The 18,505-nt window shown below is 59.8% G+C and carries 16 protein-coding genes and 1 riboswitch; of the genes, 6 read left to right on the top strand and 10 right to left on the bottom strand.

Annotation, left to right across the window (positions count from 1 at the left end; all coding sequences use genetic code 11):
* Position 1 precedes the first annotated feature (1 nt).
* The 5 genes from xdhA to rplM all read right to left on the bottom strand — a co-directional run bounded on the left by xdhA (position 2) and on the right by rplM (position 4,900).
* Positions 2–1,618: a xanthine dehydrogenase small subunit gene (gene xdhA / locus HF327_RS14365; RefSeq protein ID WP_198460821.1), complete on the bottom strand. Its 1,617-nt coding sequence runs from the start codon at positions 1,616–1,618 to the stop codon at positions 2–4.
* Positions 1,619–1,929: 311 nt separating this feature from the next.
* The gene (gene mdtD / locus HF327_RS14360; protein ID WP_198460820.1) at positions 1,930–3,354 is read right to left on the bottom strand and encodes a multidrug transporter subunit MdtD; all 1,425 of its coding nucleotides are present in this window, start codon (positions 3,352–3,354) and stop codon (positions 1,930–1,932) included.
* A gap of 115 nt (positions 3,355–3,469) precedes the next feature.
* Positions 3,470–3,835: an iron-sulfur cluster insertion protein ErpA gene (gene erpA / locus HF327_RS14355; RefSeq protein ID WP_198460819.1), complete on the bottom strand. Its 366-nt coding sequence runs from the start codon at positions 3,833–3,835 to the stop codon at positions 3,470–3,472.
* A 234-nt stretch (positions 3,836–4,069) separates the two neighbouring features.
* A complete protein-coding gene (gene rpsI, locus HF327_RS14350) occupies positions 4,070–4,462 on the bottom strand; it encodes a 30S ribosomal protein S9 (protein WP_099738928.1) in 393 nt (130 codons plus the stop codon).
* A gap of 9 nt (positions 4,463–4,471) precedes the next feature.
* Positions 4,472–4,900, bottom strand: coding sequence for a 50S ribosomal protein L13 (gene rplM / locus HF327_RS14345; protein WP_198460818.1), 429 nt, complete (start codon positions 4,898–4,900; stop codon positions 4,472–4,474).
* Between the two features lie 323 nt (positions 4,901–5,223).
* Between rplM and HF327_RS14340 the strand changes: the two genes are divergently transcribed.
* Entirely contained in the window at positions 5,224–6,093 is an 870-nt protein-coding gene (locus HF327_RS14340) for a 23S rRNA (adenine(2030)-N(6))-methyltransferase RlmJ (RefSeq protein ID WP_198460817.1), read from the top strand.
* 207 nt (positions 6,094–6,300) lie between these two features.
* Here HF327_RS14340 and HF327_RS14335 read toward each other — a convergent pair whose 3' ends face one another.
* The 5 genes from HF327_RS14335 to HF327_RS14315 all read right to left on the bottom strand — a co-directional run bounded on the left by HF327_RS14335 (position 6,301) and on the right by HF327_RS14315 (position 12,364).
* Positions 6,301–6,984, bottom strand: a complete 684-nt coding sequence (locus HF327_RS14335; protein WP_198460895.1) for a septal ring lytic transglycosylase RlpA family protein — start codon at positions 6,982–6,984, stop codon at positions 6,301–6,303.
* Between the two features lie 139 nt (positions 6,985–7,123).
* Positions 7,124–7,951: a methylenetetrahydrofolate reductase [NAD(P)H] gene (gene metF, locus HF327_RS14330; protein ID WP_198460816.1), complete on the bottom strand. Its 828-nt coding sequence runs from the start codon at positions 7,949–7,951 to the stop codon at positions 7,124–7,126.
* A 71-nt stretch (positions 7,952–8,022) separates the two neighbouring features.
* Entirely contained in the window at positions 8,023–9,222 is a 1,200-nt protein-coding gene (locus HF327_RS14325) for a TlyA family RNA methyltransferase (RefSeq protein ID WP_198460815.1), read from the bottom strand.
* Positions 9,223–9,434: 212 nt separating this feature from the next.
* Positions 9,435–10,865, bottom strand: a complete 1,431-nt coding sequence (gene ahcY, locus HF327_RS14320) for an adenosylhomocysteinase (RefSeq protein ID WP_198460814.1) — start codon at positions 10,863–10,865, stop codon at positions 9,435–9,437.
* 76 nt (positions 10,866–10,941) lie between these two features.
* A riboswitch (S-adenosyl-L-homocysteine riboswitch) is annotated at positions 10,942–11,038 on the bottom strand.
* A gap of 54 nt (positions 11,039–11,092) precedes the next feature.
* Entirely contained in the window at positions 11,093–12,364 is a 1,272-nt protein-coding gene (locus HF327_RS14315) for an MFS transporter (protein WP_198460813.1), read from the bottom strand.
* Positions 12,365–12,610: 246 nt separating this feature from the next.
* On the opposite strand from HF327_RS14315, the gene HF327_RS14310 reads away from it, so the two are divergent.
* The 5 genes from HF327_RS14310 to HF327_RS14290 all read left to right on the top strand — a co-directional run bounded on the left by HF327_RS14310 (position 12,611) and on the right by HF327_RS14290 (position 18,500).
* Entirely contained in the window at positions 12,611–14,239 is a 1,629-nt protein-coding gene (locus HF327_RS14310) for a peptide chain release factor 3 (RefSeq protein ID WP_198460812.1), read from the top strand.
* A 148-nt stretch (positions 14,240–14,387) separates the two neighbouring features.
* Positions 14,388–15,188: an HAD-IIB family hydrolase gene (locus HF327_RS14305; protein ID WP_198460811.1), complete on the top strand. Its 801-nt coding sequence runs from the start codon at positions 14,388–14,390 to the stop codon at positions 15,186–15,188.
* Between the two features lie 311 nt (positions 15,189–15,499).
* Positions 15,500–16,486: a TRAP transporter substrate-binding protein gene (locus tag HF327_RS14300; protein ID WP_198460810.1), complete on the top strand. Its 987-nt coding sequence runs from the start codon at positions 15,500–15,502 to the stop codon at positions 16,484–16,486.
* A gap of 190 nt (positions 16,487–16,676) precedes the next feature.
* Positions 16,677–17,192: a TRAP transporter small permease gene (locus tag HF327_RS14295; protein WP_198460809.1), complete on the top strand. Its 516-nt coding sequence runs from the start codon at positions 16,677–16,679 to the stop codon at positions 17,190–17,192.
* 21 nt (positions 17,193–17,213) lie between these two features.
* Positions 17,214–18,500, top strand: a complete 1,287-nt coding sequence (locus HF327_RS14290) for a TRAP transporter large permease (protein ID WP_198460808.1) — start codon at positions 17,214–17,216, stop codon at positions 18,498–18,500.
* Positions 18,501–18,505: the final 5 nt, after the last annotated feature.

Genomic DNA, 18,505 nt, shown 5'->3' with positions numbered 1-18,505 from the left:
CTCAGACTCCTTGCTCCACGGCAGCGGTGGGGATGACATGGGGCATCACACTCCAGACGCTGGTGGCATCCAGATTCAAGGGCTGGTCAGTGCGCGTTTCCAGCCACAGACGCTGGATCAGGTTCTGCGCCACCTTCAGGCGGTAATCGGCACTGGCGCGCATATCGCTCATGGGCTTGAAGTCCTGCGCCAGTGCGGCTTGCGCGGCCTGGACATTTTCAAGGCTCCACGCCTTTCCGAGCAATACTGCTTCTGCGGCAGCCGCTCTCTTTACCGTAGCAGCCATACCGCCAAAAGCCAGTCGCACGGCCTTGACCACATCGCCCTCCAGCTCCAGGGCAAAGCCCGCGCACAGAGCCGAGATATCGCAGTCAAAGCGCTTGCTGATCTTGTACGCCCGCACCTGGCGCTGCATGGCGGCCAGTGGCACGGCCAACGCCTGCACAAACTCGCCGCTCTCCAGCTGGTTCTTCATATAGTCCAGATAGAACTCTTGTAGCGGCATGCGGCGCACGCGCTCACCCTTGCGCAGCTCGATCTGCGCATCCAGCGCCATCAGCACGGGCGGCGAATCACCAATGGGTGAGCCATTGGCCACGTTGCCGCCCATGGTGCCCGCGTGGCGAATGGGCTTGGAGGCAAAACGCAGCCACACATCGGCAAGGCTGGGCCAACGCTGCACCAGCGCACTCCATGCAGCCTCCAGCGATGCGCCTGCGCCGATGTATAGCTCGCCGCCCTCAGCATCCTGCCGAACCTCAATGCGCTTCATCTCAGCCACATCACCCACGTAGATGATGTCGCCCAAGTCTCTGAACTGCTTGTTGACCCACAGCCCCACATCGGTAGAACCGGCCACGATGCGCGCCATGGGCTTGGCCTCATACAAGCTGGCCAGCACATCCAGCGTGAGCGGAGCATGAAAGTGATCGGTGCGCAGGCCTTGGCTGTAAACGTAGTTCAGCCCCTCGGCACTGCCCTGCAGGTTTTGCAACGCAGCGACCACGGGCGCGGTGTCGAGGCGCACCTGTGGCAAATCAAACATGCGCTGGCCCGCATCCAGAATGGGGCGATAGCCAGTGCAGCGGCACAGATTGCCCGACAGCTCATCGGCCAATTGCTGGCGCGTGGGCTGGGTGCTGTGCTGCCGATGATGCTCATAGCTGGACCACAGCGACATGACGATGCCAGGCGTGCAAAAGCCGCATTGCGAACCATGGCAGTCCACCATGGCTTGTTGCACGGGGTGCAACGCTTGCGCGACAGGCTTGCCCGCACAGGAGGTCTGGCCTGCGCACTGGATGTGACTCTGGTTCTTGAGGTCTTCCACCGTGAACAAGGCTTTGCCATGCAGGCTGGGCAGAAACTGGATGCAGGCATTGACGGTCTGCAGCTTCAGTCCGTTGATGGCCTGCGCATCGCCGGCGTCGGCCAGCTCGCCAATGACCACCGTGCAGGCGCCGCAATCGCCTTCGTTGCAACCTTCCTTGGTGCCCGTGCAGTGCGCATCCTCACGCAGCCACTGCAGCACCGAGCGGGTGGGGTGCGGGCCTTGCACTTCGACCACCTCGCCGCGGTGGTAGAAGCGTATGGGTTGAGAGTTGTGACTGGTGCTCATGATCGTGGGACAGAATTAGGTGGACTGCCTGTATGCAAAATACATACCAAGCGTAGTCTTCATCGAGAGACTACGCGCGCATTAGCAGCTTCTCATATAGCCGCGCTCATAAGGGCTATGCAGCACGCGATATATCTGCGTCCAAAATCAAGGGAGAACCCGCAAAAAAAGCACCTATCCTCGGGAAAGTACCGAAGAGAGGCGCTATTGCGGGTTCCTGTATTGATAGCTTCAAGTGCTTGTGAATCGAGCATCTCAGCAGCTAATTTTCCTGAAACCCATATCCAACAGCCGCTACTAGCTATTAATTTTCAAGCATCACCACCATCTGGGGCAGGCCGCACGGGCTCATCGCTATCGAGCTGACTGAACACCAGCGTAGCGGCCAGCGTCATCAAGGCCACGGTCACAAAAGTGGCGCGAATCGACAGCAGGCGGCCACCTCCGTCTTCAGGCCACATATCGCCAAAGCCGGTCAGCAGCGCACCGGCCAGCGCCACGCCCATGCTCATGGCCAGCATCTGCACCATGGACAAAAGACTGTTGCCACTGCTGGCAAATTCGCCTTCCATATCCTTGAGCGTGACCGAGTTCATGGCCGAGAACTGCATGGAGTTAAAGCCGCCAAAAATAAACAGCTGCACCAGCAGCAGCCAGGTTGGAGTGCCCTCAGCCACCAGACCGAACGAGGCCAGCATCAAGGCCAGCATGACCGAGTTGATCTGCAGCACGCGCTTGTAGCCAAAGTGCTGCACGGTGCGCACGGCAATGCGTTTGACGAGCATGCTGCCCAGCACGGTGGCCAGCATCATCATGCCCGCATGCATGGGCGACATCTTCAAGCCAATCTGCAGCAGCAGCGGAATGAGAAACGGCGCGGCACCACTGCCAAAGCGCGCAAACAGATTGCCCAGCAGACCCACGCGCAGCGAGCGCACTTTGAACAGCGCAGGCGGGAACAAAGGCTCATCGACCCGCAGTGCATGCATCCAGTAGCTGGCGAGGCTGGCCAGACCAAACACCATGAGCACAACGACCAGCGCCATGCCCAGCCCCATGCCCGACATGCCGTCCAGCGCCACCGAGATGGCCACCATGCCAAAGGCCAGCATGCTGTAGCCCTTGACGTCGAAACGATGAACGACCACCGGCGCGCTTTGCGGAAACCAGCGCCATGTGGCCCACAGCCCGATCAGGCCCACGGGCACGTTGATCCAGAAAATCCAGTGCCAGCTGGCGTACTCCACCATCCAGCCACCCAGCGTGGGGCCCAGCAGCGGTCCCACCTGCCCCGGAATGGCGATAAAACTCATCGCGCGGATGAACTCGCCACGCGGATAGGTACGCAGCACGGCCAGTCGTCCCACGGGCAGCATCATGGCGCCGCCCACACCCTGTACCACACGCGCCGCAATCAAAAACGGCAGGCTGGGCGACAACGCGCACAGTACCGAGCCCAGTACAAACAAGCCAATCGCCAGACCATAGATGCGCCGCGTGCCAAAGCGATCAGCCACCCAGCCGGTAGCGGGAATCAGCATGGCCGTGGTCAGCGCATAAGCCACGATGACGGACTGCATCTTCATGGGGCTCTCGCCCAGCTCCTGCGACATGGCGGGCAGCGCCGTGTTGAGAATGGTGGCATCCAGCGTCTGCATGAAAAAGCCAATGGCCACCAACCAGAGCAATCTCTCTTTGTGGGGCGCACTGCTGTGCGTGGGGGACGTCTCGCTCATGAGCGACTCCGGTCAAAAGGCGTGCGGCAACAAAAAAGCCGCTGACGAGCAGCGGCTTAAACGGTGTGCAAGCGCCAGAACCGGAGTGGCTGGCGTGCACACATGCATAGAGGACTTAGACCGAGAAGCTGGAGCCGCAACCGCAAGTGGTGGTGGCGTTGGGGTTCTTGATCACGAACTGCGCACCTTGCAGGTCTTCCTTGTAGTCGATCTCGGCACCCAGCAGGTACTGGTAGCTCATGGAGTCGATCAACAAAGAGACGCCACGCTTGGTCATGGTGGTGTCGTCGTCGTTGGTGATTTCATCGAACGTGAAACCGTACTGGAAGCCAGAACAACCGCCACCCTGCACAAAAACGCGCAGCTTCAGATCAGGATTGCCTTCTTCGGCGATCAGATCCGCCACCTTGGCAGCAGCGCTGTCGGTGAAGACGATGGGGGAAGGCATTTCAGTAGTCGTGGTTTCAGCAACGGCGCTCATGGCAATACTCCGTAGGTTCTTGATTGAGCCAAATGGTACAGCAACGGGCTCGGGAATTCAGACCGCTTTTCTTTGTCGCCAAACCAAGTGGGGACATTGCCCCAAAGCATCTTCAAGCAACACATACAGGAATCAGGAGGAATACAGCGCCCATAAAAAAACCGCCCTGAACTTGCGTTCGGAGCGGTTTTTTCGCGGAAAGACCCCGGAGAGTCTTTCTGGCTGGGAAACGAATTAACGCTTCGAGAACTGCTTGGCGCGACGAGCACCACGCAGACCAACCTTCTTACGCTCAACTTCACGAGCATCGCGAGTCACGAAGCCGGCTTGGCTCAGTGCAGGCTTCAGTGCTGCGTCATAGTCGATCAGAGCGCGAGTCACGCCGTGACGAACTGCACCGGCTTGACCGGATTCGCCGCCGCCATGGACGTTCACTTGGATGTCGAAAGACTCCAGGTTCTCTGTGAGAGCCAGGGGTTGCTTTGCGATCATGATGGAGGTGCCGCGGCCGAAGTACTCTTGAATGTCTTTGCCATTCACAGTAATCTTGCCGGAGCCCTTCTTCAGGAACACGCGAGCGACGCTAGATTTACGACGGCCAGTGCCGTTATTCCAATCACCAATCATCTCGACTCCTTAGACTTCCAGCACTTTAGGCTGTTGAGCGGTGTGAGGGTGCTCAGCACCACCGTAAACCTTGAGCTTCTTGATCATGGCGTAACCCAGAGGACCCTTGGGCAGCATGCCCTTAACGGCCTTCTCGATTGCACGGCCAGGGAACTTGGCTTGCAGGTCGCGGAAGTTGGTGGCAGTGATGCCGCCTGGATAACCGGAGTGACGGTAGTACACCTTGTCCAAGTTCTTGGTACCAGTGACCTTGATCTTGGAAGCATTGATGATGACGATGTAGTCACCGGTATCAACGTGAGGTGTGTAAATGGCTTTGTGCTTGCCGCGCAGACGGAGTGCCACTTCGCTGGCGACACGTCCGAGCACCTTATCGGTGGCGTCAATCACAAACCACTCGTGTTGCACCTCAGCGGGCTTTGCGCTGAATGTAGACATGAGTTTTCTCTTTCTAGAGGGTTTGGCGGTCCCTTTTCCGCGGTCGGTGCTTCTTCTCGAAAAAGACGAATCTTTTAAAGGAAGCCTCTTAGGCGGGGTTACTCGGACCGAAGTCCGAGCCTTCGCCGCGGGAACCATAAAATCGCTGCGAAGCCCGCCATTATACAAAAACGCCAGAACCTGCGTTTTTTCGTGCAGCAGCCTGTTGTGAATGAGCCCATACGACCTCATTCCCACTCTGCACACAGGCGTCAGCAGCCTTTAAAAACCACAGGGTAAAAAGTGCTGTTCCTCTTTTACCCTGCTGGTTACCATCCCTTTCTATGTTCAGTTACCGCCACGCCTTTCATGCAGGCAATCACGCTGATGTGCTCAAGCACTCCATCCTGATTGCTACTGTGCAATACCTCACGCAAAAAGAGGCTGCGCTGACGGTGCTCGACACCCACGGCGGTGCGGGCCTGTACCGCCTCGACGGCGACTACGCCAGCAAGAGCGGTGAAGCCGAAGACGGCATCATGCGTCTGGTTGCAGCCAAGGAGTCCGAGCTGGCTCCCATCCTGCAGAACTACATGCAGATGGTGCGCAGCTTCAATCAGGGCAATGCGATTCGCAACTACCCCGGCTCGCCCTTCATTACGCAGGCGCTGCTGCGCGGTCACGACCGCCTCAAGGCCTTTGAGCTGCACCCCACAGACATGCGCTCACTGGCAGGCAACATGGCTCAGCTGGAAGTGCCTCGCCAGGTCAATATTCTGATGGAAGATGGCTTTGAGGGCGTGAAAAAATTCCTGCCTCCACCGTCCCGCCGCGCTTTGTTGCTGTGCGATCCCAGCTATGAATTAAAGACTGACTATGGCCGCGTGCTGGATATGGTGGCGGACAGCTTGAAGCGCTTCCCCACCGGCACGTACGCCGTCTGGTACCCCATCATTCCTCGCCCTGATGCGCATGATCTGCCCAAGCGCCTCAAGACCATGGCGACCAAAGCCGGAAAGAGCTGGCTGCATGCCACGCTCACGGTCAAGAGCAACAAGACCTCCGAGCGCGGCGGCCTGCCTGCCAGCGGCATGTTCCTGATCAACCCGCCATTCAATCTGAAAGAACAGCTCAAGCCTGCCATGCCCCAGCTCGTCAAGCTGCTGGGTCAAGACGAAAATGCAGCGTTCACACTGGAATCCGGCGGGAAGTAATTAGCCCCAGACCTCAGGGCGCAGTCGCCAGGCTGCGCCTGCACTGGGCTTCTGCTGTACAAGCAAGTAAGTGTTGCAGTGCCCAATGACGTGAGCGTCAACCTGAATGATTCGCTGAACTGGCGCAATCACTGCCGCCCATTAAAGGCAGCACATCTGCAAATGGGCAAAAGCTAGGCTCTAGCCTACGCGCCCATCCCTGGCAGCTCAGCGCCTTTGCTTGGCCGTCTGAGAAACTTTGCGAACAGGCTTGCTTGCCGATGCGGCCCGTACCTTGGCTCCCTTGGCAGAAGTGCCTGCCGCCATCTTGGATGAGCGCTTTTTGCTTGCTGTCGAGAGACGTGCCGGGCACTCATCTTCATCCGATTCAAGCTGCCACAGCTCTACTGGCTTGATGCCAAGGCCCAGCATGCCCAGTTCTTGGGCGGCGCCCTTGCTCAGGTCAATAATGCGACCGGGCGCAAATGGGCCGCGGTCGTTGATTCGCACCACCACGCTTTTGCCAGTCACTGCGCTGCGCACGCAGACACGCGTCCCAAAGGGCAGGGTCTTGTGAGCCGCCGTCAGGTCCATGCTGTCAAAACGCTCGCCGCTGGCCGTCTTGCGGCCATGGAACTGACCGCCATACCAGGAAGCCAGACCCGACTGGTCGCTTTCGCGCGGCACGCTCAATTCGTACTTATTGCTGTCTTCGGGGGTATCGGCCTGATCGGCATCGACCGGCTTGTTGGCCTTGATGCCCAGACCTTTGTCGCGGGCGTTGCTGCGGGTGTAAGCGTCCGGCAGCAACGGTGCCGAGGCACTGGCTTGTGCCGCAGCTCTTGAAGGACGGCTCTGAATGCCTGCAGCCTGATCTGCCGTGTTTTCAGCCAGCGGTGCACAGCCCGCCATGGTCGCAGTGACGACGGCAAGGCCTATCCATTGATAACAACGCAAGCGCGAAAATTTGGGTTGCACGGGCGCAATCTCCTTGAAATCTCAAGTGAGAGCCGCCAAAGACTGGCCGCCTCGCAGCCAGCAAGCTTATGGCTTACAGACCCAGACGATCACAGATCTCCAGAGTGGCGACGCTCTGGTTCATCGTATAGAAGTGCAACCCGGGAGCCCCCTGGCTGCGCAACTGCTCGCAAAGATGTGTCACGACATCCAGTCCGAACGCACGAATGGAAGCGGTGTCATCACCGTACGCCTGCAGACGCAGACGAATCCAGCGCGGGATCTCGGTGCCGCATGCATCCGAGAAGCGCATCAGCTGTGTAGAGCTGGTGATTGGCATGATTCCCGGCACGACTGGAACGTCGAGCCCGAGGGCCTTCACCTCATCTACAAAGCGCATGTATGCGTCGGCATTGTAGAAGTATTGCGTGATGGCGGAATCTGCACCAGCGCGAACTTTAGCAACAAATGCGTCAAGATCACTACGTGGGGACTTTGCTTGAGGGTGTGTTTCGGGGTAGGCGGCTACTTCGATATAAAACCAGTCGCCAAATTCCTGTCGGACAAATGCAACAAGATCGCTGGCGTAATGGAACTCGCCACCCAGCCCATAACCGCTGGGCAAGTCACCGCGCAGGGCCACGATGCGCTTGACGCCCATGGCCTTGAGCTGTGTGAGTTCTTCACGCACCGAGTCTTGAGTGGCTCCGATGCAGGAGAAGTGCGAAGCCGCGCTCACCCCTTCGCTTTGGATGTCCTGCACCATCGTGAAAGTACCCGCCTGCGTAGAGCCGCCCGCACCATAGGTGACGGAGCAGAACTGAGGCTTGCGCGCATACAGCGCCTGACGCACGGCCACATGCTTTGCCGCGCCTTCAGGCGTCTTGGTGGGGAAAAACTCGAAGCTGACGGGGTAACTCATGGCTGCAGTTGTCTCTGAATCTTATGGGTCATGGGCGAGCGCTGAAAACTCAGCGCTCATGGCGTTTTTGCTTAGCGCTCGTTGCGTTTTTTCTGCTTGCCACGACCGGGGCCGGGCTGACCAAAGCTGGCTACCTCAGGGTCGGCATACAGCTCTTGCTTGGCGCGCTGGGCCTTGATGTCGGCACGCGATGGGCGCTTGGCTGCAGCCTTGACAGCGGGCTTGGCCGTTGCTTCTTCATCGGCAGCGACCTGAGGGGCTGGAGCCTTGATTTCAGCGCCCTGCTCGGCCCAGACGAAAAATTCGTGGTTGCCGTCACCGCCTTCGATGGTCGAATCCATCCACTGTTTGACCGTCAGACCCAGGTCGGTGATACAGCTGCGGATGCGCTGCTCGACTTCAACATATAGAGCCTTGTCGCGCACAATGCCGCCCTTGCCGATCTGGCCGGGTTGCAACTCGAATTGTGGCTTGACCAACATCAGCAGCTGGCCATGTGGCTTGAGCACTTGCACCACGGAAGGCAGCACCAGCGTCAGCGAGATAAAGGACACATCGCCGGTGACAAAGTCAAACGCGGGCGTGATGTCGATGTTCTGGGTACCAGGCCTGCGGCGCAGCTCGACAGGAGCCACACCTTCAGACTTGGCCTTGGCCTTGGCAACGCGTTCGGCCTTGAAGGACTCGATGTCCTGCTCCTTGGCGTCGTCGCTGTCGTCATAGTCTTCGTCGACCTGACCGCCGTTGCGCATCCAGGCATAAGGAGCCTGGGGCTGGGTGTCGTTGTCTTCTTCTTCTTCGATGACATCGCACAGCGCTTCATCGCAGGCGACTTCCAGCGACTCGGGGGTCAGCGTGCGGGCGTTGAAGCTTTCCACGCAGATCACGCGATCGTCGCTGCGCAGGCGCTCGTGCAGCTGGCTGTGGCCCACGTCCACACCCACCACCTGGGCGGCACCGGCTTGCAGCAGGCAGTCGGTAAAGCCGCCCGTGCTCTGGCCTACATCCAGGCAGCGCAGGCCCTTGACGGCAATGCCTGTGGCAGCCAGCGCGCCTTCGAGCTTGAGACCACCACGCGAGATGTACTTGGCTTCAGCCGCATCCAGCAATTGCAGCTCAGCGCCAGCAGGAATGTCGTCACCGTTCTTGGCAACCTTCTTCCAGGGTGCCAGCGGCGTCAGGCGCCACTCCACGCCCGAAGCAATCAGGCGCTGCGCCTGTGAGCGTGTCGAAGCATGGCCTGCTTCCACCAAAAAAACATCTGCGCGCATAGCGTCGCTTCCTTTGAAATTAACCGGTGCCGGGCACTGCACAGAGGTGCAGCGAGGCGATAGAACTATGTTTTATGTAGCTGCTTGCGCTTGATTCAATGGAATTTCAGGTCTTAACCTATATGAAGTCCAATTAAATAGAGCGCTAGCAGCTATCAAAAATATTGAGCAGTGCAGTCAACTCAGGCTGACTGCACTGCATGGCCGCTGGCTTAGTAGCGGTAAGTTTCAGGCTTGTAAGGGCCTTCCTTCTTCACGCCAATGTAGGCGGCTTGGGTGTCGCTCAGCTCGGTCAGCTGGGCGCCGACCTTCTTCAGGTGCAGGCGTGCCACCTTTTCGTCCAGCACCTTGGGTAGCACGTAGACCTTGCCCACTTCGTAGGCTTCAGGGCGGGTGAACAGTTCGATCTGGGCGATGGTCTGGTTGGCAAACGAGGCGCTCATCACGAACGATGGGTGGCCAGTGGCACAACCCAGGTTCACCAGGCGGCCCTTGGCCAGCAGGATGATCTTCTTGCCATCAGGGAACTTGATGTGATCAACCTGGGGCTTGATTTCTTCCCACTCGTACTTCTCGATCGACGCCACGTCGATTTCGTTGTCGAAGTGACCGATGTTACAGACGATGGCCTCGTCCTTCATGGCCACCATGTGCTCGTGGCGAATGATGTCCTTGTTGCCGGTGGTGGTCACGAAGATGTCGCACTTGTCGGCGGCATATTCCATGGTCACGACCTTGTAGCCTTCCATCGCGGCCTGCAGGGCGTTGATGGGGTCAATCTCGGTCACCCACACTTGGGCGCGCAGCGCGGACAGAGCCTGGGCGCAGCCCTTGCCCACGTCACCGTAGCCAGCCACCACAGCGACCTTGCCGGCGATCATCACGTCGGTGGCGCGCTTGATGCCGTCCACCAGCGATTCGCGGCAGCCGTACAGGTTGTCGAACTTGGACTTGGTCACCGAGTCGTTGACGTTGATGGCGCGGAACAGCAATCTGCCCTTAGCCGACATTTCGTTCAGGCGGTGCACGCCGGTGGTGGTTTCTTCGGTCACGCCGCGAATCTCAGCCGACTTGCGGGTGTACCAGGTGGAATCGATCGCCAGCTTGGCCTTGATCGCCGCGAACATGATCTTTTCTTCTTCCGAGCCGGGGTTGGCCAGCACGGAGATGTCCTTCTCGGCCTTCTGGCCCAGGTGCAGCAGCACGGTGGCATCGCCGCCGTCGTCCAGAATCATGTTGGGGCCTTCTCCTTCAGTGCCCTTGGCGCCGAATTCGAAGATGTTGTGGGTGTAGTCCCAGTAATCCTTGAGCGACTCACCCTTGATGGCGAACACGGGCGTGCCGGTAGCAGCGATAGCGGCGGCAGCGTGGTCCTGGGTAGAGAAGATGTTGCACGAAGCCCAGCGCACGGTCGCGCCCAGGTCCTTCAGTGTCTCGATCAGCACGGCCGTTTGAATGGTCATGTGCAGCGAACCTGTGATGCGCGCGCCCTTCAGGGGCTGCGATGCGGCGAATTCTTCGCGGATGGCCATCAGGCCGGGCATTTCGGTTTCGGCGATGAGGATTTCCTTGCGGCCCCAGGCGGCAAGGGTAATGTCGGTAATGGCCGAATCAGCAGGGTTGAAGCGAACAGCAGCGTTCATGGTTTTTCTCCAAAATTTGAATGAGAAACCACGTTCCGCGGAAGAAGGAGGGAATGCCATCTCACCGCACAGAAAGCGTGGGTGAGCGTCGTTGCGAGATGAAATCCGAGCCTCACGCCCCGCTGCGGCCGGTGTCAAACCGGCTGGGGAACGCTGCAACGCTCCTCGGATGGAGGCCGATTATAAGGGAATCCCCTTCCCGCCCGCCAGGCGATAACCGACTGATTTCAGGCCAATCGGCCCTTTGTGGCCTGCACCGACAGCCACTGCACGCGCAGTGCCAGCGCCATCACCAGCGTCAGCACCAGCAAAGCCACAGAGCTGACGCCCAGCCAGCCCCAGCGCGACCAAAACCAGCCCGCCCCAGCCCCCAGCACGCTGGAGCCCATGTAATAGCTCCACAGGTATAGCGAGGACGCATGTCCCTTGGACTGCGTAGCCAGCCGCCCTACCCAGCCGCTGGCCACAGAGTGCGCCACAAAAAACCCCGCCGTCAGCAAAACAACCCCGGTGACGATGACCGCCAGCGGCTCAAACAGCGTCAGCCCCACGCCCGCAGCCATGAGTAACGTCCCCGCAACCAGCACCGGGCCACGCCCCAGCTTGTCGGCCAGCCCGCCGGCAATGGGCGACGCCGCCGTGCCCAGCAGATAGGCGTAGAAGATATGACTGATCTCCAACTGGCTCATGTTGTACGGCGATGCACTGAGTAAAAAGCCCGCGTAGTTGTAGATGCTGACAAACACCCCCATCAGGCCAAAAGCGATGAAAAACAGCAGTGGCAAGCCCTTGTGCTGCAAATGCTGGCCCCAGGCCTGCAGGTGGTGCTGGGCACCCAGCCCCGTCTTTTTCACGAAGTTTCGCGAATTGGGCAGCAACCAGACAAAGCCCAGCGCCGCCAGCAAATCCAGCACCGAAAGCGCGGCCAGCGCGTGGCGCCAGCCCCAGAACTCCGTCATGGCGCTCATGCCCACGCGGCCCAGCATACCGCCCAGCGCGGTGCCACCCACATACAGGCCCATGGCAAAACCCAGGCCCGGCGGGTCAATCTCTTCAGACAGGTAAGCCATGGCCACCGCAGGCACGCCGCCCAACAGCAAACCCTCCAGCGCCCGTGCAGCCAGCAGCGCATGCCACTGCGGTAAAAACGAGGCACCCAGATTGCACAAGGCGGCCAGCGCCATGGAAACAAACATCAGCTTGCGCCGACCCAGCCCCTCGGACAGCGCCCCGGCCAGAACAATGGAAACCGCCAGACACGCTGTGGACACCGACAGCGCCAGCGCGCTCTGGGCGGGGCTGACCGCAAAGGTGCGCGCCAGCTCGGGCAGCAGCGGCTGCACACAGTACAGCAGCGAGAAGGTGGCAAAGCCCGCCAGAAACAACGCCACGCTGACCCGCCAGTAATCGGGAGTCCCTCGTTTGATCCAGACAGGAGCAGCCAAGCCTTGAGGCTCGGTCGGCAAGGGGGGATTCACATCCTGCGGGGCACGGTTCATGACTGACCAACGAAAACCTGAGGCGATGCGGCTATTGTGCTCCGCATACCGGCCAGCCAAGACGCGCGGCAAGCACTCATGCCCGCCCCGACCCCATGAATTGCCCCTGCCGTTAAAATAAGCGCCCTCAAGCCTTATTCACAGGCCTGCCCTGCATGGGCGCGGGCCTTGTGCAGCCAATCGATCGCTGCACCTTTTTTGTGGTCACAGCCGGCATCTCCGGTTGTATTTACAGCTCTCAATACCGTGTCATACGCCCCAGAAACTCAGCGCCGTCGTACGTTCGCCATCATTTCCCACCCGGATGCGGGTAAGACCACGCTGACCGAAAAGCTGCTGCTGTTCTCGGGCGCGATTCAGATCGCCGGAGCCGTCAAGGGCCGCAAAGCCAGCCGCCACGCCACCTCCGACTGGATGGAAATTGAAAAGCAGCGTGGTATCTCGGTCGCATCGTCGGTGATGCAGATGAGCTACCGCGACCACGTCATCAACCTGCTCGACACCCCCGGCCACAAGGACTTCTCGGAAGACACCTACCGCGTGCTGACAGCCGTGGATTCGGCCTTGATGGTGATTGACGCGGCCAACGGCGTGGAGTCGCAAACCCGCCGCCTGATCGAAGTTTGCCGCCAGCGCAACACGCCCATCATCACCTTCGTCAACAAGTTTGACCGTGAAGTGCGCGACCCGCTGGACATCATGGACGAGGTGGAGCGCGAGCTGGGCATGCCCTGCTGCCCCATCACCTGGCCTGTGGGCCAGGGCAAGAGCTTCGGCGGCATCATCAATCTGCGCACGCAGAGCATGACGGTGTTCACCCCCGGCAGCGACCGTGGCCCCAAGGACTTTGAAGTCATCCCTCTGACCGAAGCCGACAAGCTGCGTGCACGTTTTGGCCAGGCCTTTGACGATGCCCTCGACAGCATGGAACTGGCCGTGGGCGCATCCGCCGAGTGGAGCCATGAAGCCTTTCTGGCCGGTAAGCTGACGCCCGTGTTCTTCGGCTCGGGTGTGAACAACTTCGGTGTGATGGAAGTGCTGGACGCCGTGGTCGACATGTCGCCCCCGCCCGGCCCGCGCGTGGCGTTCACGGAAGTGAACCGCAACCGCGAAGAAAAAATCGTTCGCCCAGAGGACAAGAACTTCTCCGGCGTGGTGTTCAAGGTGCAAGCCAATATGGACAGCAACCACCGCGACCGCATCGCCTTTGTGCGCGTGGCCAGCGGCAAGTACACGCCCGGCATGAAGATGAAGGTGCAGCGCACCGGCAAGGAACTGCGCCCCACCAGCGTGGTGACTTTCATGTCGCAACGCCGTGAAGCGGTGGATGAAGCCTACGCAGGCGACATCATCGGCTTCACCATTCACGGCGGCGTGCAGCTGGGTGACTCGATCACTGACGGCCCCAGCCTGCAATTCACCGGCCTGCCCTTCTTCGCACCCGAAATGTTCATGACCGTGGTGCTGAAAAACCCGCTGCGCACCAAGCAGCTGCAGCAAGGCCTGATGCAGCTGGGCGAAGAAGGTGCGATTCAGGTGTTCAAGCCCGATGTCGGCGGCAATATGCTGCTGGGTGCCATCGGTCAGCTGCAGTTTGAAGTGGTGCAGCACCGCCTGAAAACGGAGTACGACTGCGATGTGCGCCTGGAGGGCTGCCAGTACACCAGCGCCCGCTGGATTACGGCCGACAACGCCGCCGATCTGCGCGAGTTCGAAAACGCCTACCCGCTGCGCCTGGCTCACGACGCGGCCGACACGCTGGCCTATCTGTGTACCAGCCCTTACGACGTGCGTCTGGCGCAGGAGCGCTTCCCCAAGATCCACTTCCATCCGCTGCGTGAACACGCAGGCTTGGCACTGGGCTCTGCGAACTAAAAAACCCCCTGAGCGGCTTTGCCGCTTCCCCCTCTCTCGCTGCGCGGGAGGGGGACGACGCCCTCGCTGCGGGGCGGCCCTTGCTCGGCGTCCTGCCGATGGGCTGTGCCCCGTGTAGACGTCATCTGCCTTGTATTGAGAGTTTGCTGTGAGCCAAGATTTCCTGCGTCCCCTGTCTGAACTACCGGTGCCTGCCAACTTGCTGGGCGTGCTGACCGATATCGACGACACGTTGACCACTGATGGCGTGGTGCCAGACCATGTGGTGGCCGCTATCGCCCGCCTCAAAGACGCAGGCCTGAAGGTCGTCCCCATCACCGGCCGCCCCGTGGGCTGGAGCGTGCCTTTTGCATCGGCCTGGCCCGTGGATTCCATCGTGGCCGAAAACGGTGCCGTAGCCCTGCGCCGCAATGCGCAAGGCAGCCTGGACAAGCTCTACCAGCAAGACGCCGAAGAACGCGCCAGCAACTTTGCCAAGATGCAGACAGTGCTGGAGCAGATCGAAGCCACCGTGCCCGGAGCCGCCCGCGCCACAGACTCTGCGGGCCGCGAGTGCGACATCGCCGTGGACCACAGCGAGTTCACGAACATGCCCCAGGCGCAGATCGACCAGTGCATGGCCCTGATGAAGGCCGCCGGCATGAATGCGACGGTCAGTTCCATCCACATCAACGGCTGGTTTGGCGAGCACAACAAACTGGAAGGCGCCCGCTGGATTGTTCGTGAACTCTTCGATATCGACCTGGACGTCACGCTAGGCCAGTGGGTCTACATCGGCGACTCCACCAATGACCAGTTGATGTTCCAGCACATGCCCCACAGCGTGGGCGTGGCCAACATCGAGCGCTTTGTGCCCCAGCTCAAGCATCTGCCCCGCTACGTCACCACCGCCGAGCGCGGCGATGGCTTTGTACAGCTGGCCGATCAGTTGCTGGGCACTCAGAAGTAATAGCTGCTTGCGCCTACTTCTAAAGCGATATGCACTGATATCCCGCTGAAGTTCAGACAACACCAGCGCTAAGCGCTCATCTTTTTAAAGGCCTGCAGCCTATTCGCAGGCCTTTTTCGCATCTGTAGTCCGGGTGCCCATCCCCCAACCTCCAGCCCGCAGACCTGCCCTGCGGGCTTTTTCATGCACACCCCATCGCAAACCGCGATGAGCCAGCGCGTACAAGACGACCACCTTATCCGTACAAACCCATGGTTGGCACTCACTACAATTTTTGGTTCATTTCAAAACATTTCAGAGAGACCTAAACCATGCGCATGATCCGCCGCACTTTTGTCGCCACGGCCGTGGCCGCCACAGTCACGTTGGCTGCCGGCACTGCTTTTGCCCAGGGCAAGGAAGTCAAGATTGGCTATGCGCTGGCGATCAATTCGCACTACGGTGCAGCCGCCAACGCCTGGGGCGAAGGCGTGGAAAAAGGCACGAACGGTGCCTACAAGTTCAAGCAGTTCCCGGCATCCGCGCTGGGCGGCGAACGCGAGCTGATCGAAGGTCTGCAGCTGGGCACGGTGGAAGCGGCCATCGTCTCCACCGGCGCACTGAGCAACTTTGTGCCTGACGTGGGTGTGGTCGACATCCCCTTCCTGTTCCGCGACACACAACACGCCCGCGCCGTGATGGACGGTGCTTTTGGTCAGGACCTGCTGGCCAAGTTCCAGAAGCGCGGTCTGATCGCTCTGGCCTGGGGTGAGCAAGGCTTTCGCCACCTGAGCAACAACAAGCATGCCGTCAACGGCGTGGCCGACCTCAAGGGTCTGAAGATTCGCGTGACCGAGAACCCCGTGCATATCACGGCCTTCCGCACACTGGGCGCATCGCCCACCCCCATGTCCTGGCCCGAAGTGATCGGCGCCCTGCAGCAAGGCACGATCGACGGCCAGGAAAATCCTGTGTCCGTGCTGGTATCCGCCAAGCTGTGGCAGGTGCAAAAGCACCTGACGCTGACTTCGCACGTCTACGCCCCCATGGCACTGATCGTGTCGCCCTCGTTCTGGGGTTCGCTGAACGCCAGCCAGAAGGCCGCCTTCACCGAAGGTGCCAAGAAAGGTGCTCTGGCTTCGCGTGGTTTTGTCGACACCGTGGAAAAAAAGGGCGTTGAAGAAGCCAAGGCCAATGGCATGAAAGTCGTTGAAAAGGTGGACCAAGCCGCCTTCCGCACCGCGCTGGAGCCCGCATACAAGGAATACGCCAAGAAGTTTGGCCAGAAGACTCTGGACTCCATCACCAGCGTGAAGTAATGCGCGTCTGAGTCCTTACAGCCGGTGGCATACGTCACCGGCTTCTCCATCTGAGTGCCATGCGCATCAGACGTTGAGGACTGCGGGCACTCCGAATGGAAATTCATGCCTTGCGCGGCATGATGACCTCATCTCTTTTCTGCTCTTCAACACGGCACTCACCCTGCACGCTGTTGACGCCCCATCTCCTATGCTTGATCGTATCGAACGCACTCTTGTCGCCGGCAACCGCTGGCTGCTCATCGTGCTGTTGCTGGCCATGGCCTGCATCGTTTTTGCCAACGTGGTGCTGCGCTACACCACGGGTGACTCCATTGTCTGGGCCGAAGAAGTGGCTCGTCACATGATGATCTGGGTCACTTTTCTGGGTGCCGGACTCGTGCTGCGCTTTGGCGGCCATGTGGCAATCGACAATCTGCACCGCAGCGTCAGCACCCGCAGCGCCCAGTACATTCGCGGTTTTGTCGTCATCAGTCTGGTCGTGTTCTTTGCCGTGATGACCGTCACGTCATCCCAGTATGTCTATGCCACGCGCTTCCAGACCACGGCGGCCACGGACATCCCCATCTCTTACATCTACGGCGCCATGCCCGTAGGCTTTGTGCTGATGCTGATTCACCTGCTGTTTATTGCCAAAGGCTACATCCAGTCCGGCAGCTTTGCGGAATCCGACGAAATGGACGCCGACGCAGCCGCATCCATCTAAGACAGCGCAGGTTCACACATCATGGGTATCACTTTATTTATTGCCATCATCGTCCTGCTGGTGCTGGGCTTTCCGGTGGCTTTTGCGCTGGCCATCTCGGCCGCTCTGGCAGTCTTCGTAGGCGGGCGCTATCCCCAGCTCATCGTCTTCAAGGAAATGTTCACCGGCATCGACAGCTTTCCGCTGATGGCCGTTCCCTTCTTCATTTTGGCCGCCGAGCTGATGTCAGGCGGTGCACTCACACATGTTCTGCTGCGCTTTGCGGCACAGTTCGTAGGTCATCTGCGGGGCGGCCTCGGCTATGCCAACGTCATGTCGCTCACGCTGTTCTCGGGCATCTCCGGCTCCGCCCTGGCCGATGCGGCCGGCCCCGGCTCCATGATGGTCAAGATGATGGACAAGGCCGGCTACAGCCGCCCTTATGCTGCGGCACTGACCGCCAGCACTGCCATCGTCGGCCCCATCATTCCGCCTTCCGTCAGCATGATCATCTATGCGCTGCAAGATGAAAATGTATCGGTGGGCGGTCTGTTCATGGCCGGTTTCATCCCCGGCATTTTGATTGCGCTGGCCATGGCCGCCGTCAACTGGTGGGTCTGCAAAAAGCGCGACTATCGTTCAACCGATCCCCGCCCTTCGGCTCGCGAAATGTGGGTCAACAGCTTCAAGGCCATTCCGGCATTGATGCTGATCGTGCTCATCGTGGTAGGTATCCGCTTCGGCATCTTCACACCCACCGAAGCCTCGGTGGTGGCCGTGTTCTATGCGCTGGTCTGCGGCAAATGGATTTACCGCACGCTGCAATGGTCGGCCCTGCCCGGCATTCTGGCGCGCTCGGCCATGCTCACCGCATCCGTGCTGCTGGTGATGGCGACTTCGGCTGCCTTTGCCTGGGTGCTGACGGTGGAAGGCATTCCGCAATACCTATCCGAGCTGATCGTTAGCTGGGAGCTGTCCCCCGTGATGTTCCTGGTCGCGGTGAACATCTTGCTGCTGGTCTTCGGCATCTTCATGGAGCCGCTGCCGGGCGTGATGATTCTGGTGCCCATCCTGGCCCCCATCGCTTTCAGCCTTGGCATTGATCCCACGCACTTTGCCATGGTGGTGATCGTCAACCTCACGCTGGGCATGATCACGCCGCCCGTGGGTGGCCTGCTGTTTGTGACCTCGGTCGCCACGCGCGTCTCGATTACCGACCTGACGCGAGAGATGCCTCTGTTCCTGCTGGCGCACTTTGTCGTGCTGTGCATGCTGACCTTCATTCCGCAACTCTCCACCTGGTTGCCGCATATGCTGGGCTTCCAGTAATCGCC

Source organism: Comamonas suwonensis (assembly GCF_012844455.2).
GTDB lineage: Bacteria > Pseudomonadota > Gammaproteobacteria > Burkholderiales > Burkholderiaceae_C > Comamonas > Comamonas suwonensis.
The sequence above is the reverse complement of the archived record's forward strand: the minus strand, read 5'-3'. Positions and strand labels throughout refer to the sequence as shown.